The organism is Ruegeria sp. AM1 (assembly GCF_056540745.1).
Window position 1 is genome coordinate 1 of record NZ_JBQFXH010000019.1, and the last position, 12,108, is coordinate 12,108.

The 12,108-nt window shown below is 59.7% G+C and carries 11 protein-coding genes; 7 read left to right on the top strand and 4 right to left on the bottom strand.

Annotation, left to right across the window (positions count from 1 at the left end; all coding sequences use genetic code 11):
- Window positions 1-100: 100 nt before the first annotated feature.
- A complete protein-coding gene (locus ACR0I7_RS19145; RefSeq protein WP_480513831.1) occupies window positions 101-1,669 on the bottom strand; it encodes a 2-isopropylmalate synthase in 1,569 nt (522 codons plus the stop codon).
- A gap of 288 nt (window positions 1,670-1,957) precedes the next feature.
- Here ACR0I7_RS19145 and ACR0I7_RS19150 point away from each other — a divergent pair, with 288 nt between their 5' ends.
- Window positions 1,958-2,623: an SDR family NAD(P)-dependent oxidoreductase gene (locus ACR0I7_RS19150; protein ID WP_480513833.1), complete on the top strand. Its 666-nt coding sequence runs from the start codon at window positions 1,958-1,960 to the stop codon at window positions 2,621-2,623.
- A gap of 7 nt (window positions 2,624-2,630) precedes the next feature.
- Here the strand turns inward: ACR0I7_RS19150 and ACR0I7_RS19155 are convergent, their stop codons facing one another.
- Window positions 2,631-4,157, bottom strand: coding sequence for an MORN repeat-containing protein (locus tag ACR0I7_RS19155; RefSeq protein WP_480513835.1), 1,527 nt, complete (start codon window positions 4,155-4,157; stop codon window positions 2,631-2,633).
- A 155-nt stretch (window positions 4,158-4,312) separates the two neighbouring features.
- Between ACR0I7_RS19155 and ACR0I7_RS19160 the strand changes: the two genes are divergently transcribed.
- The 3 genes from ACR0I7_RS19160 to ACR0I7_RS19170 all read left to right on the top strand — a co-directional run bounded on the left by ACR0I7_RS19160 (window position 4,313) and on the right by ACR0I7_RS19170 (window position 8,059).
- Window positions 4,313-5,971, top strand: a complete 1,659-nt coding sequence (locus ACR0I7_RS19160) for an NAD+ synthase (RefSeq protein ID WP_480513837.1) — start codon at window positions 4,313-4,315, stop codon at window positions 5,969-5,971.
- Window positions 5,972-6,347: 376 nt separating this feature from the next.
- Window positions 6,348-6,578, top strand: a complete 231-nt coding sequence (locus tag ACR0I7_RS19165; protein WP_480513839.1) for a hypothetical protein — start codon at window positions 6,348-6,350, stop codon at window positions 6,576-6,578.
- A gap of 152 nt (window positions 6,579-6,730) precedes the next feature.
- Window positions 6,731-8,059, top strand: a complete 1,329-nt coding sequence (locus ACR0I7_RS19170) for an NAD(P)/FAD-dependent oxidoreductase (RefSeq protein ID WP_480513841.1) — start codon at window positions 6,731-6,733, stop codon at window positions 8,057-8,059.
- Window positions 8,060-8,065: 6 nt separating this feature from the next.
- On the opposite strand, the gene ACR0I7_RS19175 is transcribed toward ACR0I7_RS19170, so the two are convergent.
- Window positions 8,066-8,998, bottom strand: a complete 933-nt coding sequence (locus ACR0I7_RS19175; protein ID WP_480513843.1) for an MBL fold metallo-hydrolase — start codon at window positions 8,996-8,998, stop codon at window positions 8,066-8,068.
- Between the two features lie 116 nt (window positions 8,999-9,114).
- Between ACR0I7_RS19175 and ACR0I7_RS19180 the strand changes: the two genes are divergently transcribed.
- On the top strand, window positions 9,115-9,549 hold the full coding sequence (locus ACR0I7_RS19180) for a DUF1801 domain-containing protein (RefSeq protein ID WP_480513845.1): 435 nt from the start codon (window positions 9,115-9,117) through the stop codon (window positions 9,547-9,549).
- 60 nt (window positions 9,550-9,609) lie between these two features.
- Window positions 9,610-10,935: a glutamate--tRNA ligase gene (gltX, locus tag ACR0I7_RS19185; RefSeq protein ID WP_480513847.1), complete on the top strand. Its 1,326-nt coding sequence runs from the start codon at window positions 9,610-9,612 to the stop codon at window positions 10,933-10,935.
- Between the two features lie 62 nt (window positions 10,936-10,997).
- Here the strand turns inward: gltX and ACR0I7_RS19190 are convergent, their stop codons facing one another.
- Window positions 10,998-11,567 (bottom strand): gamma-glutamylcyclotransferase family protein, encoded by a 570-nt coding sequence (locus ACR0I7_RS19190; protein ID WP_480513848.1) that lies wholly within the window; start codon window positions 11,565-11,567, stop codon window positions 10,998-11,000.
- A gap of 94 nt (window positions 11,568-11,661) precedes the next feature.
- On the opposite strand from ACR0I7_RS19190, the gene ACR0I7_RS19195 reads away from it, so the two are divergent.
- Window positions 11,662-12,108 (top strand): RrF2 family transcriptional regulator, encoded by a 447-nt coding sequence (locus tag ACR0I7_RS19195; RefSeq protein ID WP_480513850.1) that lies wholly within the window; start codon window positions 11,662-11,664, stop codon window positions 12,106-12,108.

Below are 12,108 nucleotides of genomic sequence, written 5' to 3' on the forward strand. Positions count from 1 at the left end.
AGCGCGCCTGCGGCGCGCTGCCGGGCCCAAAGCCGCTAGGGTGTTCGGTGAAGCCGGGCAACCGCGGGTGCGGGAGCCTTTGGTTTCGCACGGGCCACCGTCAGGTCAGATCCTTGTAGCTGATCTCGCGCGCATCGGCGCCCGGACCGGCCTTTTCCCGGCGCATGATCAGACGGTTCAGCGCATGGATATAGGCCTTGGCAGAGGCCACGACCGTGTCGGTATTGGCCGATTGCCCCGTGGCGATCATGCCGTCCTCTTCCAGCCGGACGGAAACAGTTGCCTGGGCATCCGTTCCTTCGGTGACGGCATGCACCTGATACAGCTGCAAATGCGCCTTGTTGGGATAGATGGCGCGGATCGCCCGAAAGGTTGAATCCACGGGACCATCGCCATGTTCCGTGGCGATGACATCCTTGCCGTCCACCTCAAGCTCGACGGTGGCTTCGGCCTGACCGCCGGTGCCGCAGGTGACCTTCATCGACACAAGCTGCAGATAATCATCGTCCTCATCCAGCGTCATCAATGCGATGAGGTCATCGTCGAACACTTCTTTCTTGCGATCCGCCAGATCCTTGAATCGCACAAAGATATCTTTGAGCTGGTTGTCGCCGACATCAAAGCCCAACGTTTCAAGCTTGTCGCGCAGTGCAGCGCGGCCCGAGTGCTTGCCCAAGGGCAGAGAGGTGCCGGACAGGCCGATATCCTCGGGGCGCATGATCTCGAAGTTTTCGCGGTTCTTCAGCATGCCATCCTGATGGATGCCGCTTTCATGGGCAAAGGCGTTCTTGCCGACGATGGCCTTGTTGAACTGCACGTTGAAGCCCGACACCGTCGCCACGCGACGCGAGATATGCATGATCTTGGTGGTGTCGATGCCCGTGTGCCACGGCATGATGTCATTGCGCGTGCGCAAGGCCATCACCACTTCTTCCAACGCCGTGTTGCCGGCACGCTCACCGAGGCCGTTGATGGTGCATTCTATCTGACGCGCGCCTCCCGCGACGGCGGCCAGAGAGTTCGCGGTCGCCATGCCCAGATCGTTGTGGCAATGGGTGGCAAAGACCACCTCATCCGCGCCCGGAACCGTTTCGATCAGACGTTTGATCAGATCTGCGGACTCCATCGGAGCAGTGTAGCCAACGGTGTCAGGAATATTGATCGTCGATGCGCCAGCCTTGATCGCGATCTCGATCACGCGGCACAGATAGTCCCATTCGGTCCGCGTCGCATCCATTGGCGACCATTGCACGTTTTCGCACAGGTTGCGCGCATGGCTGACCGTTTCGTGGATCTTCTGAGCCATCTCATCCTGTGTCAGGTTCGGAATGGCGCGGTGCAGCGGCGACGTGCCGATAAAGGTGTGAATACGGCTTTTCCCGGCATGTTTCACGGCTTCCCAGCAGCGATCAATATCGGCGATATTGGCCCGCGCCAAACCGCAGATACGGCTGTTTTTCGAGCGTTGTGCGATCTCGGTAACGGCCTTGAAATCACCCTCGGATGCGATGGGGAAACCGGCCTCGATAATGTCGACGCCCATCTCGTCCAGCAGCTCTGCAATCTCAAGCTTTTCGTCATGGGTCATGGTGGCGCCGGGGCTCTGCTCGCCGTCGCGCAAAGTGGTATCAAAGATCAAGACGCGGTCTTGGTCGGTCACGTTTGTCATGGGAATCTCTTTCTTCTTCTGTCCTAATGCCTTTGGCGCGCGGGCGTCCTCCTCTGAGCGGGTGCGCCGGATGGCACGCTCAGAGGCGGATTAGGATCAGTAGGCCACGCAGCGACGCACCGCGAAAGGCGGTGTCGGCAAAAGGGATATCTGCGTGGTTGATCATGAAGCGGAGTTTATACTCAGCCCGCCGGGAATGAAAAGAACCAAAATGCGTGTGTGTGCGTATCACCCGTATTCGAGCCATCATAGATGGGCCCGGGAAACTGCCCGATTGGGGGAAGCAAGATGAAATCAGCGTTGATTATAGGGGCGACGGGCGGCATCGGTCGGGCGGTTTGCGACCGGCTTGAGCGGCGGCACGTGGATGTAACCCCTTTGTCGCGGTCAGAACATCGGCTGGACCTGACAGACCCCGAAGCCGTCGACCAGATCTTGAGCAACCAGACGGGTCCCTTCGATCTGATCCTTGTGGCCAGCGGCGCGCTTGAGATTGACGGGGTGGGGCCGGAAAAGACCCTGCGTGCCTTGTCTGCCAGTGCGATGATGGCGCAGATGGCTCTGAATGCGTTAGGGCCCGCCCTTGTGCTGAAACATGCGCCTAGACTGCTGCCGCGTACCGGTCGGTCGGTTGTCGCCGTGCTGTCTGCGCGGGTGGGGTCGATTTCGGACAATCGCATGGGCGGCTGGGTCAGCTACCGCGCGGCCAAAGCGGCGCTCAACCAGATTGTGCGGACAACCGCAATCGAACTTGGGCGCACGCATAAGGAAACGATCTGCGTGGCGCTCCATCCGGGGACGGTCAAAACGGCCCTGACCCAAAAGTATCTGGGGCGGCACCCGGCCGTTGCACCGGATGAGGCGGCTGAAAACCTGCTGACCGTCATCGATGGGTTGCAGGTTGCAGATACCGGCCAGTTCTTTGACTGGGCGGGGAAGAACGTCGCCTGGTGAGAGGGCCTTAGTTGTCCGAGGTTTCTTCTTCAGCAGTGGTTTCGGCGGGCGCGTTTTCAGGCGCGGCGGCTGGTTCACTTTCAGACGCAGCCTCTGGTTCGGCTGTCTGCGCTGCCTCGGCGGCGTCGGGTTCCGGCTGGTTTTCGGTTGAGAGTGTCCCGTCCTCCCATACGCCGCTGGCCTCCTGACCATCGGCATAGCGCATCGTACCATTGCCCTGTCGCTTGCCATTGACAAAGCTGCCCTCATACACGTTGCCATTTGTGTATGAGGCAACTCCGGTGCCGGTGATCTTTCCTTCGGCCCATTCCCCGGAATATTCAAACCCGTTTGACATCACGACCTGGCCCTGACCGTGACGCTGCCCGGCGGCGAAATCGCCGGTATAGACTGTGCCATCGGGATAGGTGGTTTTTCCCTTACCTTGCCGGATCCCATCCACCCAGTCGCCCTCGTATCGCTGGCCATCCGCGCGGGTCAGGGTCCCTTGCCCATGCGAGCGCGCGTTGCGGAACTGGCCATCATAGACCGTCCCGTCCGTGTAGGTGGACACGCCTTTCCCTTCGATGATGCCGGCAACCCAGTCGCCTTCATATGTCGATCCATCGGGATAGGTGATCCGGCCCTTGCCTTCGGGCAGATCGGCGCTGAAATCGCCGGTATAGACCGACCCGTCGGGATAATTGGCCTCGCCCAGCCCTTCGATCTGACCCTGGGTCCAAGCGCCCGAGTAGACATAGCCATCCGCTCCGGTGAACGTCCCCTGACCATGACGCTGATCATCGGCGAAATCGCCCTCGTACACGGCGCCGTTGGAATAGGTTGCCTTGCCTTTGCCCTGACGGCGGCCATCGATCATTTCGCCTTCGTAGACGTCACCGTTGGCCTGTGTCAGACGCCCGGACCCGGTCATGCGATCTTCGGCCCAGTCCCCGGAATAGGTCATGCCGTCTGACATCACCTGATCGCCTTTGCCGTGGCGCTGACCCGACGCGATGTCGCCTTCATAGGTGCTGCCGTCGGAATAGGTGATCTTGGCGGTTCCCTGCTGGACACCGTCCACCCAGCCGCCTTCATAGATATAGCCGCTGGGGTTTTTCATGATCCCCTGACCGTGGCGCTGGGCATCTTTGAACCCGCCTTCATAGCGCACGCCATTTGCATATTCCGCGATGCCGGTTCCGTTAACCGCCCCTGCAGACCATTCCCCTTCGTAGGTGCCGCCATCGGCAAAGGTCACCTTGCCTTTGCCGTCGGGTTGCCCATTCGCAAATGTGCCCTCATAGACAGAGCCGTTGGCATAGCGGGCAACGCCCTGACCGCGAATCTCGCCTTCGACCCATTCGCCTGAGTATTCGAAGCCGTTTGGCAGACGATAGGTGCCGGTCCCGTGCCTTAGACCGTTTTCGAACGTCCCCTCATAGACACCACCCACATCATCATCTTTGACGATGACCTGCCCGTCCTGTGCCAGAGAAACCTGTGCTGCCAAGCCAAATGCGGCTGCGGCAATTGATTTGCGAAATACACTCATGCTCGTTCCTGCCCGCCGGGTCGTCATTGATTTCGTGCGTTTGCGCAAAACTAGGACACCGCTTTGGGCAGAGCAACGTGTTTTGCCGCATTTGCCTTTTACTCGCGCTGTGATCTGCTAAATCCCCTATGAACTGACGACGGTAAGAGGGCAAAATGGCCAATCGTTTCCGTATCTCGCTGGCGCAACTCAACCCCATTGTGGGGGATATTGAGGGTAACGCAGCCAAAGCATTCGCGGCCTGGGAACAGGGCCGCGCGGCAAATGCCGATCTGGTGGCCCTGCCTGAGATGTTTGTGACCGGCTATAATACGCAGGATCTTATCCAGAAGCCGTCCTTTCATCGCGCCGCAATACAGGCAGTCGAAGCGCTGGCCGTCAAATGCGCCGACGGGCCTGCGCTGGCCATAGGCGGCCCGTGGGTTGAGGGCGATAAGCTGTTTAATGCCTATCTGATCCTTAACGGCGGCAAAGTTGCCAGCAAGACCCTCAAGCATCACCTGCCTAATGAAACCGTGTTTGATGAGATCAGGTTGTATGACGCCGGTCCGCTGGGCGGGCCTTATGCGGTTGGCAATACTCGGATCGGCAGCCCGATCTGCGAAGATGGCTGGCATGAAGACGTGGCTGAAACGCTCGAGGAATCGGGGGCAGAGTTCCTGCTGATCCCCAACGGCTCGCCCTATTTCCGCAACAAATATGATGTCCGGCTGAACCATATGGTAGCGCGGGTTGTCGAAACCGGGCTGCCATTGATTTATCTGAACATGGTCGGCGGTCAGGACGATCAGGTCTTTGACGGCGGAACCTTTGGTCTGAACCCGGGCGGTGAGCTTGCATTCCGGATGCCCGTGTTTGACGAGGCGGTCACCCATGTCGATTTGGAGCAGGGAGACGACGGCTGGCGCATTCTTCCCGCCGAGATCGTGCCCCAGCCGGATGAGTGGGAACAGGATTACCGCGCGATGGTGCAATCCCTGCGCGACTATATGGCAAAGACCGGTTTTGGGAAGGCCGTGCTTGGCCTGTCTGGCGGCGTTGATTCCGCGCTGGTTACGGCCATCGCCGTCGATGCCATCGGGGCCGATAATATGCGCTGCGTGATGCTGCCTTCGGAATACACCTCGGCCGCTTCTTTGGAAGATGCCGAGGCTGTGGCAAAGGCGCTGGGCGTGCATTACGACTATGTGCCGATCTCTGAAAGCCGTGCGGCGGTTACCGACACACTGGCCCCTTTGTTTGCAGGGCGTGACGAAGATCTGACCGAAGAGAATATCCAGTCCCGTCTGCGCGGCCTGCTGCTGATGGCGATCTCAAATAAGTTTGGCGAGATGCTGCTGACCACCGGCAACAAATCCGAGGTCGCGGTGGGATATGCCACGATCTATGGCGACATGAACGGGGGCTACAACCCGATCAAGGACCTGTACAAAACCCGCGTGTTTGAAACCTGCCGTTGGCGCAATGCGAATCACCGCGACTGGATGAAAGGGCCGGATGGCGAGGTCATTCGCCCGACGGTCATCGACAAACCTCCAAGTGCCGAGCTGCGTGCCGATCAGAAAGACAGCGACAGCCTGCCGGACTATCCGATTCTGGATGCGCTGCTTGAGATACTTGTCGATCAGGACGGCTCGATCGCCGATTGCGTTGCTGCCGGATATGATGAGGCTGATGCGCGCAGGGTCGAACATCTCATTTATATCAGTGAATACAAGCGCTTTCAGTCCGCGCCCGGTACCCGCCTGACCAGCCGCGCGTTCTGGCTGGATCGACGCTATCCAATCGTGAATCGCTGGCGCGACCCGGGCTGAACATCTGCTCTTTCCGGGCGATTTTGATCTGAAGGGACGGATCAGCGGCGGCGATCTTCTCTGATTGTACGTAATTGGAGTTCAATAATAACTTTATATCCCTCATTGTTTCCGGTGCCTCTGCTGTCTGCCGCATCTCGGTCAGAGCTGGCTTGCATGCGTGACATTTTCTCGCCATAATTCGGGACCAGTCCTGCCTTATTTTGTTGGGGCAGGATGAACGCATTGCGATTGGGTGGGTTGAGCCATTTCGTACTGCGCTGGAACTGAAGATTTCTGGTGGTGCATCTTTTTGTTGATGCTTGGTAAGGGTTTTGGTGATCAAATGGTTAACGACTACGATAGACCGCTTCACGCTCCGATGAGGCTGAAGACGATGGAATCTCCTGCGCGCGAATTTGATGAAACGCGTTTGGATGCAGCAATCGCTGCAATTCTGGGCGATGCTGAGGCTGATCAGAACGCCTCAGATCCCGAGCAACCGGGTCGGTCCGAGTTTCCCAAGTTAGCAGCGCAGGAAAATATTGCCGAGCAGGATGCGCGGCAGGATAGCGGTGTCGCTGCGATCCTCCGTCAGAAATGGGCTGAGTTCTCTGGCGCTGCCTAAGCCCGACAACTCTATCTGAAAACTGGCGCGACGCGCGATTTTGGCGCATTGGCCACAGGTCGCAGATTTTGCCGGACAAACTGCCGTTCTCCATTGCCTGTTCCACGGGCTTTCGCATTCTTGTGGTCCAAGCAATGTAAGACGAGCGGTTGATGCCCGGCCCAAAACCGAACCCTGTCGAAGCCGACCTTAACCTTCCAAAATCCGTGGATGTCGTCGTCATAGGGGGCGGCATCATAGGCGCAGCCACCAGCCTTGAACTGGCCGAGCGTGGCCTGTCGGTTCTGCTGTGCGAAAAGGGTCAGATCGCGGGGGAACAAAGCGCGCGCAATTGGGGTTGGGTGCGGCTGGGGATGCGGGACCCGCGCGAAATTCCTTTGATGCAACAGGCGATCCGAATCTGGCAGGATCTAGATGAGCGGATTGGTCGCAAAACCGGCTATGTTCAGTCAGGCATTCTGTTTGGTGCAACGGGGCGGCAGGCTGACCCGCTGCGGCGGTGGCTAAAAAACCTCGATGGCCTGCAGACCGGCGCATGTATGGTGTCGGGCCGTGATTTGGCCGCGCTTTTGCCGGACAACGAATTGGGATTGTCGGACGCACTCTACATGCCGCAGGACGGTCGCGCGGAACCGCAATGGGCGGCACCCGCCATGGCCGAGGCGGCGCGGGACAGGGGGGCTGTCATCATGACCGCATGCGCGGTGCGCAGCCTCGACATGCAGGCCGGTCGCGTGGCGGGAGTGTTCACCGAGCGCGGCCGCGTCGCCTGCGGTCAGGTGGTATTGGCGGCAGGGGCCTGGTCGCGCCTGTTTGCAGGGAATGCCGGGATTGCATTGCCACAGCTCAAGGTACTGAATACAGCCCTGCGCACCTCACCGGCAGAGCAGGGGCCTGAGGCCGCGCTATGGGTTGCCGATTTTGCCATCCGACGGCGCGCGGATGGCGGATATACGATCGCATCGGCTGATCAGAACACATATGATATTGTGCCCGACAGCTTTCGTTTGGCCCGGCAATTTCTTCCGGCTTTTGCGCAGGAATGGCGGTCTTTGCGGTTTCGTTTATCCTCGCGCTGGTGGGCCGAGGCAGGTCATGACCGTACATGGCTGCCAACCGACGTAACCCCGTTTGAACATTGCCGCGTTCTGGATCCAGAGCCCTCGCAAAAAGCACTGCGCCGATCATGGGCCAACGCTTGCAAGGCCTTTCCGGCGTTGCGCCAGACCGAGATCATTCAAAGCTGGGCGGGTATGATTGATGTCACGCCTGACGCTATTCCGGTGATCTCCGGTGTTGATGAAATACCCGGTCTGACCATCGCGACCGGGTTTTCCGGACATGGGTTTGGAATAGGTCCGGGTGCGGGGCGGCTGGTTGCCGATCTGGTGACGCAGGCCTCGCCATGCGTTGATCCGGCCGCGTTCAGACTGTCGCGTTTTAACGACGGCTCCAAGATACGGCCGGACCCCGGCTATTGAAAGGGCTCAGCCCATCATCTGATAGCTGACCGGGACAAAGCGGAACCCGTCCCCGCGTGTCTCGACATAGCCTGCGCCAGGGAAGGGCATGTGATAACCGATCATCGGGACCTTGTCTGCTGCCAGCAGGCCCAGCACATTGCGGCGCGACGCTGTGGCGGCAGCCTTGTCCATGTCAAAGCGGACCTCCCATTCCGGGTGCGCGAAGGACCAGACATAGTGGTTGGCCAGATCAGCCGTCAGGATCAGACGCTGACCGTTGCTTTCCAGATGGTAAACCATATGGCCTGGCGTGTGCCCGAATGCGGCCATGGCGGTCACGCCCGAGGCGACATCGCCCCCATCTTCGACAAAGCTCATCTTTTCGGCCAGGGGCGTCACGTTCGAGGCTACCAGATCGCCGACGCGGTTGCCGGCCTCCTGCGCGGCCCAGAAATCATACTCGGGCGCCGCGGTCACATAGCGCGCATTGGCAAAAGTTGGCGCGCCATCGGTCATCATGCCGCCGATATGGTCGGGGTGCATATGGGTGATAACCACCACATCGACATCTGTCGGCGCGACATTTGCATCTGCCAGCGCGGTCTGGATGCCGCCCTGCCCAAGCCCGGTGTCGAACAGGATCAGCTCTGACCCGGTGTTGACCAGCGTCGGGGTAAAGAAGAATTGCGCCACATCGGGCGAGATAAAGTTGTCAGCCGAGACCTGAGCGAATTCTTCGTCCGAAGCCCCGCCACCAAAGATCTCCTGCGCGCCGTCGCGGGGCAGGCTGCCGTCCAGCAGCGTGGTGACCGTGAAATCGCCCAGCTGAAATGATCTGGCAACGGTCGAGTGCGCCTTGGTTTCCTTGCCTGCGGCCAGAAGGGGCGTCGCAGCAGCGGCAAAGGGCAATGCGGCTGCGGAACCCAGTGCCGCGCGGCGTGTCAGTTTGATGGTCATTGTGGTTCTCCCTGTCAGAACACCTTTGGTGGAAATAGGTCGGCGCGAGTCTCTGGCCAGTTTATACACCCGAGATATGGGCTGCGGGGATGAACAATGCGTGTTAATTTTTGTTCATGTCGCGATCAGAGAATAAAACCGTTCCAACCGGCCAAAGTGTCGAGCGCTTTTTGTCAGGTGTCGAGCCGCCAGGAAAGGCGGCTGATGCGCAGACGCTTGATGCGCTCTTTTGCAGGGTGACGGGGTTTGCGCCTGTCATGTGGGGGGCGTCGATTGTGGGCTATGGCTGCTATCACTATCAATACAAATCTGGGCGCACGGGCGATTTCCTGGCCACCGGCTTTTCCCCGCGCAAGGCGGCGCTGTCGATCTATATCATGCCCGGCTATATTGATTTCGAAGATATCCTCAAGCGTCTGGGTAAGCACAAGCTGGGCAAATCCTGCCTCTATGTGAACAAGCTGGCCGATATCGATACAGACGTTTTGTCCGAGCTTATTCGCGCCGGGCTTGAGGATCTGAACAGGCAATGGCCGGTTGAGCCGACCTGAATGGCTCTGCTGGACAAATCGTCCGTCCTGTGACATGAGCCGCGCCAACAGGAGACACCCATGACCACCACCCGTTTTGCCCCGTCGCCCACCGGTTATATCCATGTGGGCAACCTGCGCACCGCACTTATGAACTATCTGATCGCCCGCAAGGCGGGCGGCACGTTCATCCTGCGTATCGACGACACCGATCCCGAGCGCTCGAAAGAAGAATATGTCGATGCCATCAAACAGGATCTGGAGTGGTTGGGCCTGCATTGGGACAAGGTCGAGCGTCAGTCGGATCGTCTGGACCGCTATGCCGAAGCCGCCGACAAGCTGCGCGAGATGGGCCGGTTTTATGAGGCGTTCGAAACACCGACCGAGCTGGACCTCAAGCGCAAAAAGCAGCTGAACATGGGCAAGCCGCCGGTCTATGACCGCGCGGCGCTCAGCCTGTCGGAGGCTGAGAAAGAGGCCCTGCGCGCCGAGCGTGGCAGCGGCGTCTGGCGGTTCAAGCTGGATCACGAACGGATTGAGTGGACCGACGGCATTCTGGGCGACATCTCGATCGATGCGGCCTCGGTGTCCGACCCGGTGCTGATCCGGGGGGACGGGCAGGTTCTCTATACGATTGCGTCTGTGGTGGATGATACCGAGATGGGCGTGACCGATGTGGTGCGCGGCTCGGACCATGTGACCAACACCGCCACGCAGATCCAGATCATCGAGGCGCTGGGCGGCACCTGTCCGCGTTTTGCGCACCATTCACTGCTGACCGGTCCGCAGGGCGAGGCATTGTCGAAACGTCTGGGGACGCTGGCACTGCGCGATCTGCGTGAGCAGGGTGTGCAGCCGATGGCGCTGTTGAGCTTGATGGCGCGTCTTGGGTCCTCTGACCCGGTTGAGCTGCGCACCGATATGGCCGAGCTGATCGACGGGTTCGATATCGGTCGCTTTGGCGCAGCACCCACCAAATTCGATGTTCAGGACCTGTTCCCGCTGACCGCAAAGCATCTGCAATCTCTGTCACTGGCGGATGTCGCCGACGCGGTTGCCGAGGCTGGTGTTCCGGCTGATCTGGCTGAAGCCTTCTGGACCATGGCGCGCGAGAACATCACCACGCTGGCTGATCTCAAAGGCTGGTGGGAGCTGTGCCGCGATGGGGCAGAGCCGCTGGTTGCAGACGAAGACCGCGACTTTATCGCGGCGGCCATGGCGCTGCTGCCCGAAGGCCCGTTTGACGGCGAAAGCTGGGGTGCTTGGACCAAAGCCGTGAAAGAGGCCACCGGCCGCAAGGGCAAGGGCCTGTTCATGCCGCTGCGCAAGGCGCTGACGGGGATGGAGCGGGGCCCGGAAATGGCGGCCCTGTTGCCTTTGCTGCAAGTGATCCGCGCGCGCGGCTGATCACGCCTGTGCGCAAAATCCCAAGTTTTGAATGAGGCAGGCAATGCGCCTGCCTTTTTCAGTTAACCGGTTTGCAAGATGCGCGCCGAAACACGGCGCAGCCGGTCATCCACCAATTCGGTTTCGGCAGGCGTTAGCTGCTGATGACGGGGATAGCGGGGCGCAGCCCTGTCATTCAAAATGGGGGCTTCCCAGCCGTCGGTGGTCGCGAAAAACCTGTCAACGCCGTCGGGGCCAAAGGCGCGCAGATAGCCCTGTATCACGACATCTATGTAGCTGAGCACAAGCGGGTGGCGTGTATCCGGCGCTGCGCAACGGCTCTGCGGCACGGCATAAACGGCGATTTCGACATCATGTGTCAGCGGGTGGTCCACGGATTGGGTCGCGGGCACCCGGTCATAGGCCCATTCCCGTTCGTCCAGTGCGCCCCAGTCGTCCTTGGGCACATGGGCGATCATGCCTTCGATTTCGGATGTGGGATCAGGCACGGCGGTCAAAAAGGCAACCGGCCGCAAATCCGTATGCCGCCACGCCCGCCGCCATCCCTTCAGCGTTGCCGGACGCGGATCGGGGAAATCATGCGTCGCAAGGTTCACCAGGCTGCCATAGCCAAAGAAATAGGGGTCTGCCATGTCCTGTCGCGCCCTTTCAGCCGATTGATGTATGTCAAACAGGTTTTTAGCCAGACATGCAATAAGGCAGCATCTTGAAACTTGGGAGGGTCCCATGCGGATTACGAAACGGACGAACATCGCCGTGCGGTTGCTGATGTATTGCGCCGCGCATCCGGACCGGCTGGTGACAAAATCCGAGATCGCCGAAGTCTGCAACATCTCGGAAAATCATCTGGCGCAGGTCATCAATCAGCTGAGCCAGCTGAACTATCTGAGCACACAGCGTGGCCGCAACGGCGGCATGGCGCTGGCGCGCGCTGCGGATCAGATACGGATCGGCTCGGTCTTTCGTCATGTCGAGGGCAATTTGCCCATGGTCGAATGCTTTGCTGACGCCGACAATACCTGCCCTCTGACCGAGGGATGTCGCCTGCGGCTGGCGCTGCGCGACGCGGCCGAGGTGTTTTATGCCTCGCTGGACGACATCACGCTGGATGCGCTGGTGTGCGACAATGACCAGTTGATGAAGCTGCTGCAGCCGGTGGCCTGCGTCCGCTGA

Excerpts from the sequence above, each read along its gene's own strand:
- ACR0I7_RS19145 (WP_480513831.1), bottom strand. The coding sequence starts at position 1,669 with ATGACAAACGTGACCGACCAAGACCGCGTCTTGATCTTTGATACCACT.
- ACR0I7_RS19150 (WP_480513833.1), top strand. The coding sequence starts at position 1,958 with ATGAAATCAGCGTTGATTATAGGGGCGACGGGCGGCATCGGTCGGGCG.
- ACR0I7_RS19155 (WP_480513835.1), bottom strand. The coding sequence starts at position 4,157 with ATGAGTGTATTTCGCAAATCAATTGCCGCAGCCGCATTTGGCTTGGCA.
- ACR0I7_RS19160 (WP_480513837.1), top strand. The coding sequence starts at position 4,313 with ATGGCCAATCGTTTCCGTATCTCGCTGGCGCAACTCAACCCCATTGTG.
- ACR0I7_RS19165 (WP_480513839.1), top strand. The coding sequence starts at position 6,348 with ATGGAATCTCCTGCGCGCGAATTTGATGAAACGCGTTTGGATGCAGCA.
- ACR0I7_RS19170 (WP_480513841.1), top strand. The coding sequence starts at position 6,731 with ATGCCCGGCCCAAAACCGAACCCTGTCGAAGCCGACCTTAACCTTCCA.
- ACR0I7_RS19175 (WP_480513843.1), bottom strand. The coding sequence starts at position 8,998 with ATGACCATCAAACTGACACGCCGCGCGGCACTGGGTTCCGCAGCCGCA.
- ACR0I7_RS19180 (WP_480513845.1), top strand. The coding sequence starts at position 9,115 with ATGTCGCGATCAGAGAATAAAACCGTTCCAACCGGCCAAAGTGTCGAG.
- gltX (WP_480513847.1), top strand. The coding sequence starts at position 9,610 with ATGACCACCACCCGTTTTGCCCCGTCGCCCACCGGTTATATCCATGTG.
- ACR0I7_RS19190 (WP_480513848.1), bottom strand. The coding sequence starts at position 11,567 with ATGGCAGACCCCTATTTCTTTGGCTATGGCAGCCTGGTGAACCTTGCG.
- ACR0I7_RS19195 (WP_480513850.1), top strand. The coding sequence starts at position 11,662 with ATGCGGATTACGAAACGGACGAACATCGCCGTGCGGTTGCTGATGTAT.